Origin of the sequence: Paraburkholderia sp. EG287B (assembly GCF_040965595.1) — a bacterium.
GTDB lineage: Bacteria > Pseudomonadota > Gammaproteobacteria > Burkholderiales > Burkholderiaceae > Paraburkholderia.
The window spans coordinates 15643-39782 of sequence record NZ_JBFRCG010000006.1; the positions used below are offsets into that span (position 1 = coordinate 15643).

Below are 24140 nucleotides of genomic sequence, written 5' to 3' on the forward strand. Positions count from 1 at the left end.
CTCCATTTTGGGGAATCGCTTTTCGGTGCGCCTCTTTGGGTGGCGCTTTTTTTGTTTTTTGTTTTGTGGGTTTTCTTGTTTTCGCGTCGGTACGCACGCGTTGCCCCTGTGCGGGGCGGCACCTACTTTCTTTGCAGCGGCAAAGAAAGTAGGCAAAGAAAGCCGCTCAAACCGCTAATGCCTGCCACCGTTCACCTCGCGCCGTAAATGGTGAATGGCTCCGGAGCGTCTGTCACCACTCGCCCACAAACGAAGTGACAAGGCGCTCATCCTTCCGGCGGCGCTACGCGCGCCGAAGGGCATAACCGAGAACCTTTTGGTGCGCGTACATTGTCACGAAGCCACGCAGAGCCCTTTGGTTTCCCATGCAGACCGAACCGCAGCGCGCGTAGCGAGCAGCGGGATGAATGACTGCCTTGTCACTCACTTGGGTGGTGCGAGGTGACAGACGCTCCGGAGCCATTCACCACTAGTGGCGAGATGTGAACGGTGGCAGGCGCTAGCGGTTTGAGCGGCTTTCTTTGCCTACTTTCTTTGCCGCCGCAAAGAAAGTAGGTGCCGCCCCGCACAGGGGCAACCCAGGCAGACCACCGCGAAAACAAGGAAAGGCCAACAGAAAACGCATACCTTCAAGCCTTCTCATCCCGCCTGTAATACTGCAAATACAGCATCCTCTGCCCAATCCGCCGGAACGGCGCAAACGGATGCCCAGGCAGTGGCGTGGTAAAAATCGGCAGCGTAAGCTGTCCACCCTTACCAGCGATACGCTCAGCAAGCCGCCTCCCAGCCTGCTGCGAATAAGACACCCCATTCCCCCCATAGCCAAGTGCATAAAACACCGATTGCCTGGGATCGGGCTGACACACCCGAGGCATCATGTCGTGGCTCACATCCACCCACCCCCACCACGAATAGTCGATCTGCACGCCGCGCAGCGCCGGAAACTTGCGCGCCATGCCCTCCTTGAGCAGATCGAGATGCCGCGGATTAGGCGCATCCTCACCGGTAATCGCGCTGCGGCTGCCAATCTGCAACCGCCCATCGGGCAAGAACCGATAGTAAAAGCGCAGCGTGCGCGTATCCGTGAGCACCTGAGTCGTGCGAAAGCCGCACGCGGCGATCTCGGCTTCGGTAAGCGGACGCGTAACCATCGAATTAGAGAGAATCGGCATGACCTTGCTACGCAGCGTGGGATGCAGCGTCTGCGCCGTGTACGCGCCGGTCGCGATGCCCACCGCGCGCGCCCGCACCACGCCGCCCGGCGTGCGCAGGTGATGCACGCCGTTGATGGTCTCCCATCCCATCACCGGGCTGCTCGTGTGGACCTTCGCGCCAGCAGCACGTGCGAGGCGCAGATACCCGAACGCGAGCTTCAGCGCATGGATGCCGATCCCTTCGGGCTCGTGCAGCGCGCCGGCCGCCTCGTGGTCGTCGACGAACTCGCGGCGAAACGTCTGCGCGCTCAATAGCTCCGACGGGTAGCCGAATACGTCCTTCCAGACCTTCGCCTCGGCGGCGAGCTTCGCCATGATGCGCGGCCGGTGGGCGATCAGGAAGTGACCGCCCGGCTGGGGATCGCAATCGATCTCGGCAACGAGTTCCTTGAAATGATCGAAGCCCTGCTGGATCTCGTCGTGCATTTTCAGGGCGACATCCTTGCCCCAGCGCTCGATCCATTGCGAACGCGAGAGGCGGCCCGAAGCGTTCTGCCCCTGTCCGCCATTGCGGCTGCTGCAGCCCCAGCTCGTGCGGTTCGCCTCCAGCACCACGGCCTTGATGCCATGCTCGCGTGCGAGGCACAGCGCCGTGGCGAGCCCCGTGTAGCCCGCGCCGATGATCGCGACATCCACGTCGAGATCCCTCGTGACGGGGCCGTCGTCGGGGGGCGGGCTGCCCGCCGTCGCGACCCAGTAGGTCAGCGCATAATCCTTGCCGACGCCCGGGCCCGGCGAGACGAGCGGATCGTACTTGGGGTCGTACTTCGTGGAGCCGGAATCGCTCGCGGCAAAGCCGGCGGCGGCGGGATCGACTGTGCTGTATCCCATGATCATTGCTCCACAGGCTTCGTGAAGACGCTTGCACGCTCCGCTGCGAGAGCGGTTCCTGCCGACTGCCTGTTCGTCATGCCTGTCTCCTTGCAAAGCTGTCGTCGTTCTTTGGCGCTCTGTTGGGAAAAATTCTAGGCAGACCAGAATTGCACAGGTAGAGCCAGTGGCCCGGTATCGCCTGGTACAGCGGCCTGGTACGGTTCGGAAATCATTCGCATGACATATCGGGGTAATCCGCTACGTAACGCCGCGAACTTTGCGCTCATACTGAAAAAAGCCCGGAAACTCGAACAATTCGTTTCATTTCCACGCCCTTCAGGAGGAGACCGATGCGCGACACAGCGCGAGAGACGACGCAAACCCCACCGCAAATCAGGGCGAAAGACCATACCCCCGCGCTGCGCGAAGAATCGTCGGCGGATGACGCCCGCGTGCTGCGCGCGCTCGTGGTGCTGGAGCAACTGGCGTCCGCGGGCCAGCCGTACACGCTTTCGCAGTTGTCCGCCCGGCTGCATATTCCCAAGGCGACACTGCTGCGGCTCATCGATTCGCTGGAAGCGCGCGGCTACGTGATCCACATGCCCGATTCGCGCGGGCACGACCGCAGCATCGCGCTGGGCCCGCGCGCGGCGCAGCTCGCGCTCGCCACGCTCGCCAACAACACCTTCACGCGCTCGTGCCGCGTGCTGCTGCGCACACTCGTGGAATCGCTCGGCGAAACCTGCAATCTCACCGCGCTCGACGGCGACCGCGTGCTCTATATCGAGCGCGTCGAGACGACGGAGCCGTTGCGCATGGAGATGCGTCCAGGCATGCACGTTCCGCTGCACTGCACCGCGAGCGGCAAGCTCTTTCTCTCGCAGATGAGCGTGCTCGAGCGCAACGCGCTGCTCGAACGCCTCGTGCTGACGAAGATGACGCACCGCACCCTGACCGCCCCCAAAGCGCTCGCGGCCGAGCTTGAGCAGCTCGCGGTGCGCGGCATCGGCATCGACAACGAAGAGTTCGTGCGCGGCATGGTGGCGATTGCGGTGCCCGTGCGCGACCCCGCCAGCAAACGCGTGCTCGCCGCGCTCGCCGTGCATGCGCCGACCGCGCGCGCGACCCTCGAGGAACTGCTGGAGTCGGTGGGCCGCATGAAGCAAACGGCGAGCCGGCTCGCGCCGCTGCTCCAGGGGCTCTCGCTCGCCTGAGCGGGCCCCGGCGCGTCGCCGCTTCGGCGGCAAAAGGTACGCGCTGCGCCGTGGCTTTCTGATTCCGTTTCGGCAGTTTCCGTTTCACTTTCGGCCCGTGCGTGCGATCGCCGCTTGCGGTCGGCATCCCCTTCCCCGACATTGATCCGAAAACGCGGCGCGTCATGCCGCCCCTGGATTTCGAGGAGACGGGATTCATGGACCATGAGGTCGACTACCTGATCGTCGGCGCCGGATCGGCCGGTTGCGTGCTTGCCCACCGGCTCAGTGCCGACGCGCGCAACGCCGTGCTGCTGCTCGAAGCGGGTGGCGAAGACAACAATCCGTGGATCCACGTCCCGGTCGGGTACTTCAAGACCATGCACGACCCCGCGCTCGACTGGTGCTATCGCACCGAGCCGGACGAAGGCGTGGCCGGCCGGCAGATCGACTGGCCGCGCGGCAAGGTGCTCGGCGGATCCAGTTCGCTCAACGGCCTGCTCTACGTGCGCGGGCAGCGTGAGGACTACGATCGCTGGGCGGCGCTCGGCAATCGCGGCTGGAGTTACGCCGACGTTCTCCCGTATTTCAGGAAGTCCGAGGATCAGGAGCGCGGCGCAAACGCCTGGCACGGCGTCGGCGGACCGCTGAAGGTCTCCGACCTGCGCTTGCGCCGGCCCATTGCCGATCATTTCATCGCCGCGGCACAGGAAATCGGCATCCCGCTCAATGAGGACTACAACGGCGCGGTCCAGGAAGGGGTCGGCTACTTTCAGCAGACCGCCTATAACGGCTTTCGCTGGAGCACCGCGAAGGGCTTTCTCAAGCCCGCCCGCAAACGCAGCAATCTGATCGTGGAAACGCGGGCGCAGGCAAGCCGGATCCTGTTCGAAGGGCGCCGCGCGGTCGGCGTGGAGTATCTGCAGGACGGTGTGAAGAAGACTGCGCGGGCGCGCGTCGAGGTCATTCTCGCTTCGGGCGCGATCGGCTCGCCGCACATTCTTCAGCACTCCGGAGTGGGTCCGGCGCACGTGTTGCGCAACGCAGGCGTTGCCGTGCTGCACGACCTGGCGGGCGTCGGCCAGAACCTGCAGGATCATCTGCAGGTGCGGCTCGTGTTCCGCACCCGCGAACGCACGCTCAACGACGAGGTCAACCATCCGCTGCGCAAGGCGTGGATCGGCCTGCAATACGCGCTCTGGCGCACCGGGCCGCTCACGCTGGCGGCCAGCCAGGTGGCGATCTTCACGCGCTCGAGCCCCGCGGTCGAGCGCCCCGACATCCAGTTCCACATGCAGCCGCTGAGCGCCGACAAGCCCGGCCAGGGCGCGCATCCGTTCTCGGCGTTCACGGCGTCCGTCTGCCAGTTGCGGCCCCATAGCCGCGGCAGCGTCGAAATCCGCTCCACCGACCCGCTCCAGTACCCGGCCATTCGCGCCAACTATCTTTCCGATCCGCGCGACCATCCCGTCGTGATCGGCGGCATTCGGGTGGCGCGCCGCATCGCCGCCGCGCCGTCGCTCGCGCCGCACATCGTGTCCGAGTTCGTGCCAGGCGAGCGGTATCAGAGCGATGCCGAATTGCTCGATGCGGCGCGCCAGTTCAGCCAGTCCATCTATCACCCGGCGGGCACCTGCAAGATGGGCCGCGACGCGACCGCGGTCGTCGACGAACGCCTGCGCGTGCATGGCCTCGCCGCGCTGCGCGTCGTCGATGCGTCGATCATGCCCGAGCTCGTCTCCGGCAACACCAACGCCCCCGTGATCATGATCGCGGAGAAGGCCGCCAACATGATTCTCGAGGACCACGCGAGCCTCACCGAGCCGCAACGGGAGCATGCCGAGGCCCACCCCTGAAGTCACCACACGCAGGGGCGCAAGCAAGTAGTCCATGCAGCACCGCAACGACCCGCAGCAAACAAAGGATACCTGACGAAAATACCGGTTTTTCAAGGAACCGCACCGCACCAGGTGCGCCCCAACAAGGAGACAGCCATGAACGCATTGCCCCGCACCGACGCCCGGCAGATGAGGCGCGTGGTCGTCGCGAGCCTGATCGGCGCGACCATCGAGTGGTACGACTTCTTCCTCTACGGCGTCGTCGCCGGCATCGTCTTCAACAAGCTCTATTTCCCTAGCGGCGATCCGCTCATTTCGACGATGCTCGCCTACGGCACCTTCGCGGTGGGCTTCCTGAGCCGTCCGCTCGGCGGGATCGTGTTCGGTCACTTCGGCGACCGGCTCGGCCGCAAGAGCATGCTGATCATGACGCTCTCGATCATGGGCGTCGCCACCGTGCTGATCGGCACCGTGCCGACCTATGCGCAGATCGGCCTGTGGGCGCCCGCGCTGCTGCTCATCCTGCGCGTCGCGCAGGGCCTCGGCCTCGGCGGCGAATGGGGCGGCGCCGTGCTGATGTCGTTCGAATACGCGCCCGAGGGCAAGCGCGGTCTCTATGCGAGCATTCCGCAGATCGGCCTCGCGATCGGGCTCTGCCTCGCGTCGGGCGTGGTCGCCCTGCTCTCCTCCGTGCTCAGCAACGCGCAGTTTCTCGCCTGGGGCTGGCGCGTCGCGTTCTTCCTTTCCTTCGCGCTCGTGGCGATCGGCATGTATATCCGCCTGCGCGTGCTGGAAACACCGGAGTTCGAACGCGTGAAGCAACAGGGCGCCGAAGTCCGTGTGCCGATCGCCGAGGTACTCTCCCGCTATCCCGGCAACGTGCTCGCCGGCATGGGCGCACGCTTCATCGACGGTGTGTTCTTCAACGTCTTTGCCGTTTTCACGATCGCCTATCTCACGCAGACGCTCAAGCTCTCGCGCACCGACGCCCTGCTCGCCGTGATGGCCGCCGCTTTCACGATGATCTTCACGATTCCGTTTTTCGGCCGCCTTTCGGACCGCATCGGCAGGACCCGCATCTACTTCTGGGGCTCGCTCTTCACGGGCTTGTCGTCGTTCTTCGGCTTCTGGCTCATGAAGCACAGCGGCGGCTCGCCTGTGTTCGTGTGGATCGCGGTGATCATTCCGCTAGGCGTCATCTACGCGTCTGTGTACGGACCCGAGGCGGCGCTCTTCGCGGAGCTGTTCGACGCCAACGTGCGCTACTCCGGCATCTCGTTCGTCTATCAGTTCTCCGGCATCTTCGCGAGCGGCATCAGCCCCATCATCGCGACCTGGCTCTTGCAGCGCAACGGCGGCGATCCGTGGCTCATCTGCCTCTACACGATGTTCGCGGGTCTCGTGAGCGCGCTCTCGGCCGCCTGGGTGGGCCGTCGCCATCACACGCGACATCTGGCCATGAGCGGGGTGCGGTAAAGGGTTCGCCGCGCTGCGCGCGCGGCATGGAATGCGGCACTAGGCGGCATGCACGCAACACGCGAGCAGTCCGTCGCGCAACGTCGCTTCGGTTTCCGGATCGATGAAGCCGATGAAGACGATGACGCTCTCCGCGCTCGCCGCCGCATGCTCGCTCTGCGCGGGCGGCGTCATGCGCAGCCGGCGGGCAGCGACCTGGCACACGCGGGTGCCGATGCCGCCATCCGCATCGGCCACGCGCACGAAACCCTTCGCGCGCAGGATCGTGCGCGGCAGCGCCTTGAGCCACGCACGCAGGCGCGCCTTGTCCAGCACGTCGGGCGCGGCAAGCGTCACGCTTGCGAAGGCGGGCAACACGCCGGCGTTCGACCCGGGCGGCTGGTGCTGCCAGCGCCTGGCATCGGCGAGCGCGCGCGTTTGCGGCACGCTTGCGTCGAACAGCAGCGCGGGCGGGACGCGCCCGTGATCCGCGGCCACGACGATGTCGGTGGGCGCAAACGCGCGCACATCCGCGACGGCGCGCTCGCGCGCACCGGCCTCGATCAGTTCGAGCTTGGTGACGATCACCGCGCTTGCGCTGTCGATCTGCTGCTGCGCCATCGCGCCGACCAGCGGATCGGCGAGCGTGTGCACGAACTCGAGCGCATCCGCAATCACGAGCACCGCCGTGAGACGAAACGCGCCGTTGAGCAAGCCCACCTGGGCGATCTTCGCCGGGTCCGACACCCCGCTCGCCTCGATCAGCAGCAGGTCTGGCCGCTCTTCGCGCGCGGCCAGACGAGCAAGCGCATCGACGAGCGCACCGCCGATCGTGCAGCAGATGCAGCCGTTGTCGAGCTCGATCACGTCGTCGCTGTGCGCGCGCACGAGCCGGGCGTCGATATTCACGGCGCCGAAGTCGTTGACGAGCACCGCGATGCGCTTGCCGTGCGGCGCCTCCAGCAACTGGTTGACCACCGTGGTCTTGCCCGCGCCGAGGTAGCCGCCGATCACCGCGAGGTCGATCGGCGCGCGCGCGGTCGCGGGCGTGGCGGCCGGATTCATCGCGGGGCGCGCATGACGCGTCCGCCGAGCACCGTGCCCCACACCGGCACGTCCTTCAGCCGCTCGGGCGCACAGGTGCTCGGGTCTTCGTCGAGCACCGCGAAATCGGCGAACTTGCCCACCTCGATGCTGCCGATCAGGTGATCGAGCCGCAGCGTGTACGCGGCGCCGAGCGTGATCGCATGGAGCGCCTCGTCGACCGTGAGCCGCTCCGCCTCGCCCAGCACGCGGCCGCTGGCCGTTTCGCGCCGCACCGCGCACCACGCGGTAAACAGCGGGCTCAACGCCGTGATGGGCGCGTCCGAATGCAACGCGCAGGGAATGCCCATGCGCTGCGCCGAGCCGGCCGGGTCCATGCGGTTCGCGCGGTCCGGGCCCATGGTCTGGCCGTAGTGCGCATCGCCCCAGTAGTAAATGTGGTTCGCGAAGAAGTTCACGCACAGGCCCAGCGCGCGGATGCGCCGCAACTGCGCTGCGTCCGCCATCTGGCAGTGCTGCAGCGTGTGCCGGTGGTCGGGCCGCGGATGGCGCGCGAGCAGCGTCGCAAGCGCGTCGAGCACGACCTCGGTCGCTTCGTCGCCGTTGGTGTGGATATGCAGCTGCAGCCCGGCGCAGTGGTACGGCTCGAACACCTCGACCAGCTGCGCGGGCGGAATCAGCCACAGGCCGTTGGGCTGCCCGCCCGCATAGCCCGGCCAGCGCACGCGTGCCGTGAAGCCCTGGATCGAGCCATCGACGATGAACTTGACCGGCCCGAAGCGCAGCTTGTCGGTAGTGCCCGCCATCGCCTCCAGCACGCCGGCTGCGCTCTGTGTTGGATTACGCTGCGGCGCGAACGCGGGCACGATGCGCACCGGGTACTCGGGGTCGGCCGTGACGCTGTGCAAGGTCTGGTTGCCCTGGGGCGAGAGATCGTTGACGAGATCGGTGGCCGTCGTCACGCCCGAGAGTTGCGCAACGCGGCCGAAATTCCAGACCGCGTGCGGCTTCTCGCTGGCCGCGATCGCGAGCTTGCCGCCAATCACCTGGTAGATCGGGAACATCGCCGCGAACTCCTGCAGTTCGCCCGTGGGCCGGCCCTGCGTGTCGCGCGCGATGCCGTCCACGTCGGTGTCCTCGTCGATGCCGGCGAGCGCGAGCATCGCGCCGTTCACGTTCATCAAATGCACGCTCGCATGGAGAATCGCGATCGGGCGGCTCGCCGAGACCGTGTCCAGTTCGCGTGTCGTCAGACGCGCCGCACCGAAGTAGATCGGATCGAAGCCCCACGCGAGCAACGGGCCGTCGTCGGTCATGGCGCGTTCGGCTTGCGCGAGGCGTTCGAGCACGGCATCGAGCGTGCGCAGCCCGCGCCACAGCTTGCCGTCCGGCCCGCGACGGTCGTAGTAGCCCACGTAGACGGCATCCCATACCGCGCCTTCCATCAGGTGGCAATGGCCTTCGACGAGCCCGGGCATCAGCACCTTGTCGCGCAACGTGTCGTCGCGCGTGCAGGCGCCGTATTGCGTCTCCCACCGCGCGGCATCCTCGTTCGTGCCGACCGCGAGAATGCGTCCCTCGCGCACGGCCACGTGCGTCGCATGCGGCTGGCCAGGGTTGAGCGTGAGGATGCGGCGCGCCGCGAAAACCGTGACCGGCTGACCGGCAGATGAAGACGAGGCTTGCGGATTCATTGACAGGCTCAACTCCTATGAATGATGGTGAAGCGGATCGGGCATGCCATAGCGCCGCCCGGACGGCCGCAACAGGATATGTCCCACGAAGACGACGAGCACGTTCACAGCCAGGCACACGAGCCCGAGATTGATGCCGCCGAAGCCGATATGCAGCACGTAGCACACGATCGCGAGGCCCTGGCCGCAGACAATGCCGGCCGCCACCGCGCCTGGCCGCACCTGGCGTCCGGCGAGCAGGATCAGCATGCCGGGCAGGAACTGCGTCACGCCGTAGTAGGTCAGGTTGATGAGCAAGAGCATGAGGTTCGGCGTGAGCAGCGTGGTGGCGATCGACACCAGCAGATAGGCCACGATCACGAATTTCGCGGTGCGCTTCTGGCGCGTCTCGGGCAGGTTCGGAATGAGATTGCGCGTGACGATCGGCCCGATCGCGAGACAGATGCCCGCGAGCACGAGCAGCCCCGAGAGCGCGGCGCCCGCCGCGACGAGGCCGAGCAGCCAGTCGGGCAGCAGGTGGACGGCGGCCGCGAAGAACGCGTCATTGGGCGAGGCGAGCTTGAGGTTCGCACTGATCGCATAGTACGAGGCCACCACGAGGAACGGGTACATCATCATGTAGAGCGGCATCGCGATCTGGGTCCGGCGGATCGTGTTGGGCCCGCGCGCCGTGAAGAAGCCCTGCGCCGCGAACGGCATCATGTAGAAGCCGAGAGACTGGAACAGCATCGTGCTCATGGAGAAGCGCAGTTGCGGCGGCGTCATCGCGTTGCTCACCTGGTGGCTCGCGGCATGGAACACCTCGTGCGTGCCGCCGGCCATCCACGCGGCGGCCACGCCGGTCACGACGATCGCGAGCAGCATCAGGATATCCTTGAGCACGGCAATCCAGGCGGAGGCGCGCACGCCGGAAATGGCGATATAGGTGAACGCGAGCGCGGCGCAGACGACGATCAGCCAGACCGGCTGAACGTGCCAGCCGAGTCCCTTGAGTGCGGACACGAGGCCCGTGAACTGAAGTTCGCCCCAGGGGATCAGGAACAGGATGGACGAGCCCGCGACGATCAGCTCGAGCACGCGGCTGCGATAGTGGCCCTTGAAGAGGTCCGCCTGGGTAATGGCGTTGTGCCGCTTGCCGGCCTCCCAGATGCGCGGCCCGATGAAATAGCCGATCGGGTAAGCCAGCAGGATGTAGCCGAGAAACCAGATGCCGTAGGTCGGCCCTTTCGCATAGATGCCCCCCGGAAAGCCGACCATCGTGCCGATGCTGTAGATCTCGCCTGCCGTGAGGAAGAACACGAGCGCGACGCCGAACTGGCGCGACGCGACGAAGAAGTCGTGCACGCTCTGCTTGCCGTGGCCGCGCCGGGAGCGGATGGCGAGATACAGCGAAAAGGCGATGAGGAGCGAGAAGACGAATGTGGACATGCGCGGCTCTCCAGGGTGGAGGCGATGGGATGGGCGGTGGCGCGCGGATGCGGTCTGCGCCGCGGGCGCTCGCTAGTGCTCGTTCGCGGAGCGGTGCCGGTCGAAGCAGCGCCAGCAGATGAAGAGACACCCGGAGGTCAGCAGGAACCAGGCGAAGATCCACGCGTAGATGAAGGGCACGCCGAAGACGTAGCGGTCCTGCTGTGCGGCCACCCACGGCAGCGCGCCGATGACGCCCAGAAAAGGGAGGCCGATTCCGATCAGATACCTGAGCATCCTTGTCTCCTTTTGGGGGCCCGGGCGCGCTGCTCCAGTCGCGAGCGAGGCCGGCCAGGCCGTCTTGTTGTACCGAGTATCGGCTGACAAAAACGCGCGCGGCTAGTGCCAGACGCGCCTTATCGTTGAGTCCAGGCCGCGTCCAGCTCGCGCCCAGGCCGGCGCCGCCTCGTGCCGACGCCGCCCAGGCGCCGCGCCGATAGCTGAGATAATGAAACCGCCCCAGCCTCAAACCCCACCCCAAGGAGCCACTGTGAGCCAATCCGCATCCTCGTCCGCCCCCAATCCGGTACGCCGTGTCGCGTTCCTGGGCCTCGGCGTGATGGGCCATCCCATGGCCGGTCATCTCGCCAAGGCCGGGCTCGACGTCACGGTCTACAACCGCACCGCTGAAAAGGCCGCGCAATGGGTCGCCGAATACGGCGGCCGCGCGGCCGCCACGCCGCGCGAAGCGGCCCAGGGCGCCGATCTGGTGCTCGCCTGCGTCGGCAACGACGACGACCTGCGCAGCATCGCGCTCGGCGCGGACGGCGCCTTCGCCGGCATGGCGCGCGACGCCGTGTTTGCCGACCACACGACCGCCTCCGCCAACGTGGCGCGCGAGCTTTCGGCCCAAGCCGCCGAACATGGCCTGCATTTCATCGACGCGCCCGTGTCGGGCGGCCAGGCGGGCGCCCAGAACGGCAAGCTCACGATCATGTGCGGCGGCGAAGCCGCCGCCTTCGAGCGCGCGAAACCCACGCTCGCCCACTACGGGGCGGCCGTGACGCTGGTGGGCGCGGCGGGCGCCGGCCAGCTCGCCAAGATGGTCAATCAGATCTGCATCGCGGGCCTCGTGCAGGGGCTGTCCGAGGCGATCAACTTCGGCGAGCGCGCCGGGCTCGACATGGCGCTCGTGCTCGACGTGATCGGCAAGGGCGCCGCCGCGAGCTGGCAGATGGACAACCGCGGCCAGACCATGATGGCCAACAAGTTCGACTTCGGCTTCGCCGTGGACTGGATGCGCAAGGACCTCGGCTTCTGCCTCGACGAAGCGAAACGCAACGGCGCGGCGCTGCCGGTCACGGCGCTCGTCGACCAGTTCTACGGCGACGTGCAGCGCCTGGGCGGCAGCCGCTTCGACACGTCGAGCCTCATCTGGCGCCTGCGCAAGCTCGACGGCGGCGCATAAGGCGTACCTGGGCGACGGCCCCCGCAAGGCACCGGAAGCCCCCGGACGCCTTCAGGGCCGCCGCACGTAGTGCCTCACGCCTCGCCTCCCCTGCGAGGCTCAACGCCACCAGCGCAGCGGCCGCCGCAGCGTGTGCCGCTCGAGCCGCACGGTCGGCATGCTGTCGAGGAACGCGAACGCCCCTGCCTCTTCCGGGCCCATGCGCCGCTCGCGTTCCTCGTCGGCCTCGACCGTGCGCGCGGTATCGATGAAGAGCGCCGCGACGATCCCCAGCGCCAGCAACCCGGCCGAGATCAGGAACGGCACGTTGTAGCTGCCGGTGTGCTGGATCAGGTATCCGAACACGACCGGCGACACCATCCCCGCAATGCCGAAGCCCGTGTTCATCATGCCGCCCGCCGTGCCCGCGTACTTGCCGGCGATATCGAGCGGCAGCGTCCACAGCACCGGATTCGTGATCTCGAGGAAGAAGAACGAAGCGGAGAGGAACAGCACCGCGACCATCGGGTTCGAGACGGACACCATGGGCAGCAGGAAAATGAGCGAGCCGCCCATGCCCGTCACGAGCACCGAGCAGCGCGCGAAGCGCAGCCGGCCCGTCCACTTGTAAATGCGGTCGGAGACCACGCCGCCGAGCGTGTCGCCCACCACGCCCGCGAGCAGCGGCAGCGCCGTGAAGAGCGCGAGCTGCTTGAGATCGAAACCGCGCGACTCCTTCAGATACGACGGCAGCCACGTGAGATAGACCCACAACAGCCAGCCATAGCAGAAGTCGACGAACGTGACGAGCCACATGCGCCGCACGAGCTTGCGCCACGGCGTCGCCGCGCGCTTCGCCCGGTCGCAGTCGCCCTTGCAATAGCCGATCTCGGCGGTCTCTTCGGGCGTGACGCGCCGGTTCTGTTCCGGCGAGTTGGTGAACACGAAGAGATAGAGCACCGTCCACATGAGGCTCACGATGCCGAGCAGAATGAACGCGTCGCGCCAGCCGCCTGCCACGACCACCGCGAGCACGAGCGGCGGTGTGATCGCGCCGCCCAGGCGCGCGAAGCTGTGCGTGATGCCCTGCGCGAAGCCGCGTTCGCCCACCGGCATCCAATACGTGAAAGCGCGTGTGGCCGTGGGAAACGCCCCGCCCTCGCCCACGCCGAGCGCGAAGCGCAGCCCCACCAGCATCGCGACACTACCGGCAAAGCCCGTGGCGAGCGTCGCCGCGCCCCAGATCAACGAAAGCACGGTGAGCACGATCTTCGGACCGAACTTGTCGGAAAGCCAGCCGCCGATGATCTGCATGACGGCATAGGGATAGGCGAATGCGGAAAAGACCAGGCCGAGCTGCACCGCGCTCAGGCCCATTTCGTGGCGGATCAGCGGTCCCGCGACCGCGATGTTGACGCGGTCGATGTACGAGATGAAATACATCAGACACATGACCGCGAGAATGATATGGCGCGTCTTGACGCGCTGCGCGTGCTGCTTCATGTCGTCGTCTCCTGAGTCTCTCTTTTGTGTCGCCGGGTCGGATGCGCGCATTGGCGCGCGAGGCGCAGTCGTGTATCAGCCCGAGGGCGTCACGAGCTTCAGCCGTTGGACCTTGCCCGAGGGGCCGCGCGGCAGTTCTTTCACGAAGCGGATCTCTTTCGGCGTTTTGTAGCGGCCCAGTTCGCGCAGGCAGTGCTCGCGCAGAGCGTCCGGGTCGGGCGCGCCCTGCCAGTGCGTCTCGCGCGCCACCACGAACGCGACGATCTCCTGCCCATAGGCGGGGTCGGGCACGCCGACGGCCGCCGCGTCGAGCACGCCCGGATGGCGCAGCAGCGCCTCGTCGATCTCGCGCGGCGCGATGTTCTCGCCGCCCTTGATGATCAGTTCCTTCGAGCGGCCGTTGATATAGAAGTAGCCTTCGTCGTCGCGATAGCCGAGGTCGCCGGTGTGCAGCCAGCCGTCGGCGGTGAACGCCTTCGCCGTTTCCTCGTGGCGCTTGTAGTAGCCGCGCATGAGCTGGGCGCCGCGCAGCACGATTTCGCCGCACTCGTTCGGTCCGCATTCACGGCCGTCACGATCGATCACGCGCGCTTCGCCGCCCGATGGCAGGCCGATGCTGCCGATCCGGCGCCGCGATGCATCGTACGGATTGCTAAAGACGGGCGCGGCGGTCTCGGTCATCCCCATCGTTTCGATGACGCCAATGCCGAAGCGCGCCTCGAAGGCGCGATGATGATCGGCGGGCAGCGCGGCAGACGCGCTGCGGCAGAACTTGAGCGCCGAGAGGTCGAGCCCGCGCGGTTCGTCGCCGTTGAGGAGATAGGCGACGATGGTCGGCACCACGTTGATCCACGTGCAGCCGTAGCTGGCCGCGTCGCGCCAGAACGTGCGCCCGGAGAAGCGCGGCGTGAGCACCACCGAGCCCGCGTGCCAGAGCGGCGCAAGCAAGGTCACGACGAGGCCGTTGATGTGATAGAGCGGCAGCGATGCCAGCACGCGGTCGTCGTCGGCGAGCCGGTGCTCGATGCTGATGTTGCGCGCGTTCGCATGGAGGCTTGCGTGGCTGAGCAGCACGCCCTTCGGCGCGCCGGTCGTGCCCGAGGTGTACATCAGCAGGGCGATGTCGGGCCCATCGGGCCCGGACCGGGCTTCTTCCACGGGCGCTGATTCCAGGACCGGGAGGCCCGCGAGGCTCGCCGCTGCCGGCACAGCGCTCGCCATATAGGCGGCCGCCGTTTCGAGTGCGGGCAGCACCGGCAAGGCAACGGCATCCGGCTCCGTACGCACGAGCGCGATGTGGCGCGACATGCCCTGCTCGCGCAGCGCGGCAAGCGCCGCCGCAAGCGCGCCGCTGGTCTGCGCGCTCGCGAAGATCATCCGCGTATCCGAATGCTCGACGATATAGGCGAGCTGCGACGCCTGGCAAAGCAGGTTGAGCGGATGCGCGATCAGTCCGCTGTACATCGCGCCGAGCAGCAGCGTGGCCGTCTGGATGCCGTTGCCCATCAGCACCGAAACGACGTCGCCCGGCTTCAGGCCGGCCTCGCGAAAGCGGCTCTCGAGCGTGCGGCAACGCTCGAGCAACGCGCCGAAGGTCAGCGTCGCGCCTGCCGTGGCGCTGCCGGCGGCTGCGCCGGCATCTTCGTCGGGCGCGGCCAGCAGGAAGGGCTTGTCCGGGTACTGCGCGGCGCGGGCTTCGATCAGCGCGCGGATCGTGGCGGGCGCGCTCATTGGCCGAACCTCCGGAAATAGTCGCCGAGCAAGGTGTCGAGCTCGGGTACGTGTTCCGTGATGGGGTACGCCACCCGCGTGATGTTCAGGTACTGGCGAAAGCCGAGATTGTCCGAGAAGTTGTTGCGCCCCCAGGTCCCGCAGCCCATCGAGAGCGAGAACGGCAGGCCGTTGTCGAAGTTGCCGCCCGTCGCAAAGCAATGCGCCTGGTTGACGATCACGCGCGCCACCGGCAGCGTCGAACCCAGCGTCACGGCTTGCTCCGGGTCGTCCGTATGCAGGCCGACCGAGTGGCCCGCGCCCATATACGCGTAGAGGCTGCGGACGATATCCGCCGCAGCGTCGAAATCGCGCGCGCGGTAGACCGTGAGCACCGGCGCGAGCTTTTCGCCCGAAAAAGGATGCGCCGCGCCGAAGCCGCTCTCCTCGACCATCAGGAACGCGCCTGTGTGCGCCGCGACCTCTGCCACCTCGTCGAGGCCGGCGGCGCGCGCGATCTGTTCCGCGGATTTTGCAGTGCAACGCGAGGAGAGCTTGCCGTCGGTCCACATCGCCGCCTGCAATTGCGCCTTTTGCTGCGCGTCGAGCAGCACGCCGCCACACGCGGCGAGTTCGTGCAGCATCGCGTCGTAGACCGCCTCGTCGATCACGACGCTGTTCTCCGACGAGCAGCTCGTCGCGTTGTCGAAGGTCTTCGACGCGGCAATCTTGTGCGCCGCATCGCGAAGGTTCGCCGTGCGCGTGACGATCGACGCGACGTTGCCGGCCCCCACGCCGAAAGCCGGCGTCCCGCTGGCGTAGGCCATGCGCACATTGGCCTGCGAGCCCGTCGCGACCACGAGGTCGGCTTCGCGCATCAACGCGGCGGTGGCGGCCTTGTCCACCGGCGCGGGCAGCATCTGCACGAGCGCCGGGTCCAGCCCCGCTTTGGCGAACTGCGCGTGGATGAAGCCGATGAGCGCCTCGCACGCGCCATAGCCCTTCGGCGAAGGCGCGACGATCACCGCATTGCCGCATTTGAGCGCGTTGACGATCTTGTTGACGGGCGTCGCGGCCGGATTGGTGGACGGCGTGATCGCCGCGACCACCCCGACCGCGCGCGCGATTTCGACGATGCCTGTGGCCTCGTCACGCGCAATCACGCCACAGGTCTTTTTCCCGTGCAGGTCGCGCAGCAGCCCGAGCGTCTTGCGGTAGTTCTTGCGGAACTTGTCGTCGGCGTTGCCGAGCCCTGTGTCGCGCACCGCCAGTTCGGCCAGCTCGCGGTTTCGGCCGGGCTCCATGATCGCCCACGCGGCTGCTGCTGCAGCGGTGTCCAGGGTTGCCTGCCCGGCGAACTCGAACGCTTGCTGCGCCGCACGCGCACGCGCCACGAGCGCGGCGATCTGCGGCGCGCCCGCCTCGGGTTTGCCCGCACCGGCGGCATTGGCGACGGTCTCTCTCACATTCATCGGCGCGCTCCGATCAAATAATTGGCTGTACTGCCAATCTATTCATCGGCGCGTGAATGCGAGTCCCGATTCCCGCACATTCGGTGACACTCGGCTATGACGGCGCGGAATATGCGATTTTCGGGACTTTCACCAGTCCCGAAAATCGCATTGGGAGATGCACAATGACGGGAAAGCTGGCGTCGACCGCACAACGCAACCGACGCAGGAGACAAGCGTGTCCACATCGAACCAATCGAATGCGGCGGCAGTCCGCGCGTTCCGCGTGCTGGAAACGCTAGCCCAGGCGGGCCGTCCGTTGGCGATGATGGATCTGGTGGATGCGCTCGGCTTGCCCAAGCAGACCGTGCACCGCATCCTGGCGCAGCTCACCGACGCGTGGCTCGTCACGCGCGGCGCCAACGACAAGCTCTACGAGTGTTCGGCGCGCGTGAGAATGATGGCGGTGAACGTGCTGATGCATGCGGGGCCGGCGGCGGCGCGGCATTTGCTGCTCGAACAGCTCGTCGAAAAGATCGGCGAGACCTGCAATCTCACCATGCTCGCCGGCAACGACGTGGTCTATGTCGACCGCGTGGAGACCGAATGGCCGCTGCGCATGCATCTGCAGCCGGGCTCGCACGTGCCGCTGCACTGTTCGGCGAGCGGCAAGCTGCTGCTGAGTTTTTTGCCCAAGGAGCGGCGCGACCGCATGATCGACACGCTGCCGCTGCGCGCGCATTCGGAGCAAACGATCACCGACCGCGAAGCGTTGCGCAAGGAGCTGGCGGTGACACGACGGCGGCAACTCGCGATCAACAATCAGGAGCATTTACAGGGCTTGATCGCGATCGCCGTGCCCGTGATGCTGGACCGCAACCGTGCGTGCGCGGCAATCGCCGTGCAGGCGCCGGTCGGGCGCGTCGCGCTCGACGATCTGCTCGCCTTCGTGCCCGAACTGAGGCATGCCGCAACGGAAACCGCGAAGACGTTCCGCGAGTAGCGTGCGTGTAGCCGCCGGTTAAGGCTCGAGGCTGGATGCCTCCCACTCCACTAGGAACGCTGATAGTAGAGATTCTGCGGATGCCGCGCTTCGGCAAAGAAAAACCAGCGCTCCGCCACCAGTCCCGCGTACTGGATCACAGCCGCGAGGCAAAACACCGCGAACGAGAGCCCAACGGATCGAATGCCGCCGCCGATCGCCACGAGGCAGAAAGGAGCGAGGAACGCCGCGATCACGAACGTCCACTTGATGCGTTTGAGCGCGCCTGGCGTCTTGCCGTGAAAGAACTCGCGCAGATTGAAGGCGCCTGCCGTAAACCCGCGCGACTTCTGCTCGACGCGTGCCGCGCGAATGCCGGTCGCGCTTTGCACGGTCGATTTCGGGCGCAGGCGCGCGTTGCGGACCAGCGAGGCCGTACGCGACGCGCAGCCCGCCAGCGTCAACACGCAGGCGCAGACGGCGAGCGGCACCGCCATGGCCGGTGCAAACTTTGCGGCGCACGCGGTCGCGAGCGTGAAGCCGGACGCGCAGCCGAGCAAGACGAAGTTGACCAGCGTGAGCGGCGTCGCCCATTCCTGCAGAAAGCGCAGACACGCGTAGATCATCGCGGTGCACACGAACAGCAGCAGGCTCGCGACGACAGCCACGCCCCCTATTGCGAGGGAATACGACGCCCCTAGCAGGTGCGCGAGGCCATAGGCGAACGTGCAGGCCAGAAACGCGGGAAGACACAGGCATTCGCGCGACAGCCACGAGGTGCGCCACATCGCAATGGCCCGCCATGCCCGCTCGGGATGGCCGAGATGGAAGAACGACGCCACGAGCCCCAATGCGCCCAGCGCGCACGAAAGCGCCGCGCCGACGACATAGAACATCGCCGGAACCGCCGCCACGTCGCCGAAGCCGAGCCGTTGCGCCAGCTCCACGCCGACGAGCGCGATCAGCAACCCCTGGCCCGCACCGCTCAGCGTGGTGAGAAACACCACGGAAAATGCCGGATTCATACCGTTCTCCACTCTTCGATTCGGGGCGCGCCATGCGGGCGCGCTGACGTGCTCATACGCGCGTGGCGATCGACGCGAGATTGAGCGCGCCGTGTTCGACCTGCGTTTCCAGCATTTCGGTCTCCCCCGCGCCCGCTGTCTTGCACGAACACGAGCCGCTGCCGCAGGACGTCACCGGTTGACGCGGCAAATAGTGATTCGACGGCCGGGTTCCCCACTCGGGCATCAGCTGATAGCCGCCCCGTTCGCGGATCGCCTTCGACACGACCGACTCCGGATCGTGAATGTCGCCGAAGAGGCGCGCCGAGGTCGGGCACGCCAGCACGCACGCGGGCTTGCGGTCGCGCTCCGGCAGCGCTTCGTTGTAAATGCGGTCGGAGCACAGCGTGCACTTGGTCATTTCCTTGCGCGCTTCGTCGATTTCGCGCGCGCCGTAGGGGCAGGCCCACGCGCAGTACTTGCAGCCGATGCAGCGGTCGTAGTCGACCAGCACGAGGCCGTCTTCCTTGCGCTTGTAGCTTGCCCCGGTCGGACAGACCGGCACGCACGGCGGGTCCTCGCAGTGCAGGCACGACTTGGGAAAATGAATGGTGTCGGCAAGCGGATACTCGCCGGCTTCGAACGTCTGCACCCGGTTGAAGAACGTGCCCGACGGATCGGCGTCATACGGGCGAAAGTCGGCAAGACTGCCCGCCTCGCCCGACGTGTTCCATTCCTTGCAGCTCGTCACGCACGCGTGGCAGCCCACGCAGACGTTCAGATCGATCACGAGCGCCATCTGTGTCATAGCATGCTCTCCGTTTCACTTGCGTTGCGCGGCTTTCGCAAGACGCGCGGCAAACTCGCCGCGCCCGGCGAAATATGTCTGCACGACGCGATGGATGAAGCCCCCCGCGCCACCGGTGCCAACGGCGCCCGGCAGCGCGGGCATGGGGGCGAACTGCGGTAGCGTGTGGTCGGCGTGCGCCTCTGCCGGGTAGATGCGCACGCGCACGTCGTACCACGCGGCCTGCCCCGTGATCGGATCTGAGTTCGAGGTGCGCGTGTGATCGGCGCGCTTGACGGGAAGCTCGTCGGCGATCAGGTGGTTCAGCAGGAAGCCACGCTGCGATTCGTTGGCGTCGGGTCCGAGATTCCAGGCGCCCGCCGACTTGCCGATGGCGTTCCACGTCCAGACCGTGCCCGGCTCGACCGCTTCGCTGTAGCGCGCGAGGCAGCGCACCTTGCCCCACTGCGATTCGACGTAGATCCAGCCGCCGTCCTCGATGCCCTGCGCCGCCGCCGTGCGCGGATTCATGTACAGATAGTTCTCGCCGTGAATCTGCCGCAGCCAGGCGTTCTGCGAGTCCCACGAGTGGTACATCGCCATGGGACGCTGCGTGACGGCCGCGAGCGGATACTGCGCGTGATCGGTCGCGTCGTGCTCGAGCGGCGCATGCCAGAACGGCAGCGGGTCGAAGTATTGCTCGATGCGCGCGCGCAAATGCTCGGGCGGCTGCCGGCCCTTGGTCTTGCCCTGGGCGGCGAGCCGGAACTTCTGCATCACGTCTGAGTAAAGCGCGATCACGATCGGCTCGTTGAACTTGCGAAAGCCCTTTTCGACGGCGAAATCCAGATAAGGCCCGTTGCAGTTACGCATGTACTGCAGCGACTCGGGCAGCGTGTAGTGGTAGACGCAGTTGTGCTTCGCGTACTCCTCCCACTGCCGCGGGTTCGGTTCGCCGACCAGCGCCTTGTCGCCGTCCTTGCCGCGCCAGCCGATCAGGAAGCCCACGCCCGAGCCCGGCGCCGTCTGGTGATTGATGATGAAGTCCGGATAGTCGCGGTATTTGCGCGTGCCTTCGGGCGTCGTGAAGGCCGGCAGCTTCAGGCGGCTCGCCAGCTCGACGAGCACCTCCTGGAACGGCTTGCATTCGCCCGTCGGCGGAACGACGGGCACGCGCACGGAGTCCACCGGACCATCGAATTCGGAAATGGGCCGGTCGAGCATCGACATCGCGTCGTGGCGTTCGAGGTAGGTCGTGTCGGGCAGAATCAGGTCGGCGAAGGCCGTCATCTCCGACTGGAACGCATCGCACACCACGATGAACGGAATCTTGTACTCACCGTTCTCGTGCTTGTCCGCGAGCATCTTGCGGACTTCCATCGTGTTCATCGACGAATTCCACGCCATGTTGGCCATGAAGATCAACAGCGTATCGATGGGATATGGATCGCCGCGCCACGCGTTCGTAATGACGCTATGCATCAAACCATGCACGGCGAGCGGGTACTCCCACGAAAACGCCTTGTCGATGCGCACGGGCTCGCCCTTGGCGTCGATAAACAGATCTTCCGGCGCGGCGGGCCAGCCCAGCGGACCGTTCGCGAGCGGTGTGTTCGGCTTCACGTCGTCGGGACTGTTGGGCGGCTTCGCGGAGGGCGGCACGGCGCGCGGATAAGGCGACTTGTGGCGGAAACCGCCGGGCCGGTCGATGGTGCCGAGCAGCGACATCAGCACGGCGAGGCCGCGTATCGACTGAAAGCCGTTCGAATGCGCGGCGAGCCCGCGCATGGCGTGAAAGGCAATGGGCGCACCCGTCACGGTTTCGTGCGTTTCGCCCCAGGCGTCGGTCCACTGAATCGGCAAGGTGACCTTCTGATCGCGCGCGACATCGGCCATTTCCTGAGCCAGCCGGCGGATCGTCGCGGCGGGAATGCCGGTGATCTGCGCCGCCCACTCCGGCGTGCAGTCGGCAACCTGCTCACGCAGCAACTCGAACGACGGCGCGACCGGCGTGCCGTCCGCGAGCGTGTAGCGCCCTTCCAGCGCGGGTCGCACGCCCGGCGCGTGATGCGGCACTTCGCGCTGGCTCGCGGCGTCCCACCAGAGGTGATTCTGCGGAAAGAGCGGATTGCGCACTTCGACCGTCGGGTCCTGCACGAACAGGCCATATGTATCGCGGTCGGCGCGCAGGTCGAGCAGTTCACCCGCATTCGTATAGCGCTCGACGAACTCGCGGTCATACGCATTCTGTTCGATCAGCTCACGCATGAGCGCCATGAACAGCGCGCCATCCGTGCCGGGACGGATCGGCACCCACTCATCGGCGATTGCCGCGTAGCCCGTGCGGATCGGATTGATGGCGATGAAGCGGCCGCCCGCGCGCTTGAATTTCGAAATCGCAATCTTCAGCGGATTCGAGTGATGATCCTCCGCGGTGCCGATCATGAAGAACAGCCTCGCGCGGTCGAGGTCCGGTCCGCCGAACTCCCAGAACGAGCCGCCCATCGTATAGATCATGCCGGCCGCCATGTTCGCCGAGCAGAAGCCGCCGTGCGCCGCATAGTTTGGGGTGCCGAACTGTTTGGCGAACAAACCTGTGAGCGCCTGCATCTGGTCGCGGCCCGTGAAGAGCGCGAATTGCCTCGGGTCGGTCGCGCGCAAGTGCGCGAGGCGCTTTTCGAGCATGTCGAATGCGGCTTCCCAGGAGATGGGCTCGAACTGGGCGGTGCCACGCAGGGCGTCCGGTTTGCGCAGCAGCGGCTGCGTGAGGCGCGCCGGCGAATACTGCTTCATGATGCCCGACGAGCCTTTGGCGCAGATTACACCCTGATTAAGCGGATGCTCGGGATTGCCGTCGATATAACGAACCTCGCCGTCGCGAAGATGCACGCGTATGCCACAGCGGCACGCGCACATGTAGCACGTCGTGGTCTTGACCTCGAGCTTTTCATTCTGCGTGCGGGGCTGATGTTCCATCGCTCCTCCAGATACGCTTGCGGTGCAGCTGCACAAACTTTGTGCCGATAGTGAATATCGTATAAATGAGCGGCCAATAGAAAAACTCGCAATTTGCGATCTCATTCATCAGCGCGCCCGATAGTTGCAGGCGGCGCGCGTGGCGTGACGTCTGGATTCGAAACTGGACGGGGCTCGGGGAACGAGGCCGCGCGGCGGCAGAGCGCGTTACGCGCGCACGAGCGTGGGTTGCTCCACTTCATGACCGAACAGGAGACTGACGATTTCGCGTGTCGGCACGCTGGTAATCAGTGTCGATACCTTCTGGGGACGAAACCAGCGGCACCTTAGGATCTCGTTGCTCGGCGCAGGTCTCGCGTCGTCGTGCAGCACGGAGAAAAAGACATGGTGCCGCTTGTTGAGCCCGCCGAACTGGAACAGGTATCCCAGCTCGCAGCCCTCGAGCGTGGTTTCTTCGGCGAGTTCACGCAGCGCAGCGTCCGCTGGCGACTCTGCACGCCGGATCGTGCCGCCGGGCAGCGACCATCTCGATCGTCCCCGTTCGACGAGGAGAATCCGTCCTCGCTGCCAGCACACGACAGTGGCTCGTTCTTTCATGCTTCGCGTTTCATGACAGATGCCTTCTGCTTCGTATGAGTCGATCGTTGTCCGCCCATCTGCGCCTGTTCGATCGCCTGGCGGACCCGCGGTAGGGGGTAGCAACGATCGAGCCCGAAGTCAGGGCGATACAGGGTCGGTACTAAAAAGTGCATCGAGGAGGTTCGACGCCGAGCGGTCCGCGAGCCGCGCCAGCGACTCGACCATGCGGACCTGGCAGTCGGCGAGCGCAATCGCGCGCACGCCCGGCGAGCCGCCGAACTCCGTGCGCGCGATGACACCCACGCCAACGCCCTGCGTAATCGCGGTTTGCAACGCTTCGCGACCTTCCACGTACAGCACGGGACGCACTTGCAGGCCCTTGCGGACCAGTTCCGCTTCGAGCAGTTGCTGCGTGACGGATTGCGTTTCGCGGAAGATCATCGGTTCGAGCGCGAGCGCTTCATAGCTGAGCACAGCCTGCGTGGCCAGCGCGCTGCTGGCAGGAACGACAGCGACGAGCGGCGCCTCGCACAGCACCCGCGTTTCCAGGCCGGCATGCACGACCCCTGCGGCAGAGATCGCGGCATCGACGACGCCCGCCAGCACGCGCTGCATGCACTCGGTCGCGTTGGCCACCGAGAGTTTCACCACGATCCCCGGATGGCGCATCCGGAACGCGCCGATCAGCCTCATCGCCAGGTCCGGTGCGTCGGCGACGAGGGAAAGCTCGCCCGACTCGAGCTCGCCCGCGGCTTCGAGCAAGCGGCGGGCGTCGCGCTCGCAGGCCACCATCTGGCGTGTCACCGCGTAGAGACGCCGGCCGAGGTCCGTCGGTTCGACACCCCGCGCGGTGCGCTCGAAAAGCTGGACGCCATAGTCCTGTTCGAGGCGCCGCACGTGATCGGAAATCGCCGGCTGGGTAAGCGCAAGCGCGCGGGCCGCCTTCGAAAAGCCGCCCTGCTTCGCCACCGCATGAAATGCCCGCAATTGCGCGTAATGCATGTTGCCACCCTGGGAGGACGATGCCGTTGACCCGCTCGCGA

The 24140-nt window shown here is 66.3% G+C and carries 18 protein-coding genes; 5 read left to right on the top strand and 13 right to left on the bottom strand.

What is annotated here, in order from left to right:
* Positions 1–629: 629 nt before the first annotated feature.
* Positions 630–2045 carry an NAD(P)/FAD-dependent oxidoreductase gene (locus AB4Y40_RS11580; protein ID WP_368687772.1) on the bottom strand — a complete coding sequence of 472 codons (1416 nt, stop codon included), beginning with the start codon at positions 2043–2045 and terminating at the stop codon, positions 630–632.
* A 332-nt stretch (positions 2046–2377) separates the two neighbouring features.
* Here AB4Y40_RS11580 and AB4Y40_RS11585 point away from each other — a divergent pair, with 332 nt between their 5' ends.
* The 3 genes from AB4Y40_RS11585 to AB4Y40_RS11595 all read left to right on the top strand — a co-directional run bounded on the left by AB4Y40_RS11585 (position 2378) and on the right by AB4Y40_RS11595 (position 6534).
* Positions 2378–3241 (top strand): IclR family transcriptional regulator, encoded by an 864-nt coding sequence (locus AB4Y40_RS11585; RefSeq protein WP_368687773.1) that lies wholly within the window; start codon positions 2378–2380, stop codon positions 3239–3241.
* Between the two features lie 197 nt (positions 3242–3438).
* Complete coding sequence (locus AB4Y40_RS11590) at positions 3439–5076, top strand: GMC family oxidoreductase (RefSeq protein ID WP_368687774.1); 1638 nt, start codon at positions 3439–3441, stop codon at positions 5074–5076.
* A gap of 138 nt (positions 5077–5214) precedes the next feature.
* Positions 5215–6534, top strand: a complete 1320-nt coding sequence (locus AB4Y40_RS11595) for an MFS transporter (RefSeq protein WP_368687775.1) — start codon at positions 5215–5217, stop codon at positions 6532–6534.
* Positions 6535–6573: 39 nt separating this feature from the next.
* On the opposite strand, the gene AB4Y40_RS11600 is transcribed toward AB4Y40_RS11595, so the two are convergent.
* The 4 genes from AB4Y40_RS11600 to AB4Y40_RS11615 form a co-directional block, all read right to left on the bottom strand.
* Entirely contained in the window at positions 6574–7578 is a 1005-nt protein-coding gene (locus AB4Y40_RS11600; RefSeq protein WP_368687776.1) for a GTP-binding protein, read from the bottom strand.
* The gene (locus AB4Y40_RS11605; protein ID WP_368687777.1) at positions 7575–9251 is read right to left on the bottom strand and encodes an amidohydrolase; all 1677 of its coding nucleotides are present in this window, start codon (positions 9249–9251) and stop codon (positions 7575–7577) included. The genes AB4Y40_RS11600 and AB4Y40_RS11605 overlap by 4 nt, the downstream gene beginning before the upstream one ends.
* A 15-nt stretch (positions 9252–9266) precedes the next feature.
* Positions 9267–10679, bottom strand: a complete 1413-nt coding sequence (locus AB4Y40_RS11610) for a sodium:solute symporter (protein WP_368687778.1) — start codon at positions 10677–10679, stop codon at positions 9267–9269.
* A gap of 72 nt (positions 10680–10751) precedes the next feature.
* A complete protein-coding gene (locus AB4Y40_RS11615; RefSeq protein WP_368687779.1) occupies positions 10752–10955 on the bottom strand; it encodes a DUF3311 domain-containing protein in 204 nt (67 codons plus the stop codon).
* A gap of 253 nt (positions 10956–11208) precedes the next feature.
* On the opposite strand from AB4Y40_RS11615, the gene AB4Y40_RS11620 reads away from it, so the two are divergent.
* Positions 11209–12126, top strand: coding sequence for an NAD(P)-dependent oxidoreductase (locus AB4Y40_RS11620; protein WP_368687780.1), 918 nt, complete (start codon positions 11209–11211; stop codon positions 12124–12126).
* 99 nt (positions 12127–12225) lie between these two features.
* On the opposite strand, the gene AB4Y40_RS11625 is transcribed toward AB4Y40_RS11620, so the two are convergent.
* The 3 genes from AB4Y40_RS11625 to AB4Y40_RS11635 form a co-directional block, all read right to left on the bottom strand.
* Positions 12226–13608 carry an MFS transporter gene (locus AB4Y40_RS11625; RefSeq protein WP_368687781.1) on the bottom strand — a complete coding sequence of 461 codons (1383 nt, stop codon included), beginning with the start codon at positions 13606–13608 and terminating at the stop codon, positions 12226–12228.
* Between the two features lie 75 nt (positions 13609–13683).
* A complete protein-coding gene (locus AB4Y40_RS11630) occupies positions 13684–15339 on the bottom strand; it encodes an AMP-binding protein (protein WP_368687782.1) in 1656 nt (551 codons plus the stop codon).
* Complete coding sequence (locus AB4Y40_RS11635) at positions 15336–16790, bottom strand: aldehyde dehydrogenase family protein (protein ID WP_368687783.1); 1455 nt, start codon at positions 16788–16790, stop codon at positions 15336–15338. Before AB4Y40_RS11635 ends, AB4Y40_RS11630 begins: the two co-directional genes overlap by 4 nt.
* A gap of 217 nt (positions 16791–17007) precedes the next feature.
* On the opposite strand from AB4Y40_RS11635, the gene AB4Y40_RS11640 reads away from it, so the two are divergent.
* Positions 17008–17772, top strand: coding sequence for an IclR family transcriptional regulator (locus AB4Y40_RS11640; protein ID WP_368687784.1), 765 nt, complete (start codon positions 17008–17010; stop codon positions 17770–17772).
* A gap of 50 nt (positions 17773–17822) precedes the next feature.
* Here AB4Y40_RS11640 and AB4Y40_RS11645 read toward each other — a convergent pair whose 3' ends face one another.
* The 5 genes from AB4Y40_RS11645 to AB4Y40_RS11665 form a co-directional block, all read right to left on the bottom strand.
* Positions 17823–18776 (bottom strand): dimethyl sulfoxide reductase anchor subunit family protein, encoded by a 954-nt coding sequence (locus AB4Y40_RS11645; protein ID WP_368687785.1) that lies wholly within the window; start codon positions 18774–18776, stop codon positions 17823–17825.
* Positions 18777–18828: 52 nt separating this feature from the next.
* Complete coding sequence (locus tag AB4Y40_RS11650) at positions 18829–19563, bottom strand: 4Fe-4S dicluster domain-containing protein (protein WP_368687786.1); 735 nt, start codon at positions 19561–19563, stop codon at positions 18829–18831.
* Between the two features lie 15 nt (positions 19564–19578).
* The gene (locus AB4Y40_RS11655) at positions 19579–22518 is read right to left on the bottom strand and encodes a molybdopterin oxidoreductase family protein (protein WP_368687787.1); all 2940 of its coding nucleotides are present in this window, start codon (positions 22516–22518) and stop codon (positions 19579–19581) included.
* Between the two features lie 207 nt (positions 22519–22725).
* Entirely contained in the window at positions 22726–23115 is a 390-nt protein-coding gene (locus AB4Y40_RS11660; RefSeq protein ID WP_368687788.1) for an NUDIX hydrolase, read from the bottom strand.
* A gap of 120 nt (positions 23116–23235) precedes the next feature.
* Positions 23236–24099 (bottom strand): LysR substrate-binding domain-containing protein, encoded by an 864-nt coding sequence (locus AB4Y40_RS11665; protein WP_368687789.1) that lies wholly within the window; start codon positions 24097–24099, stop codon positions 23236–23238.
* Positions 24100–24140 lie beyond the last annotated feature (41 nt).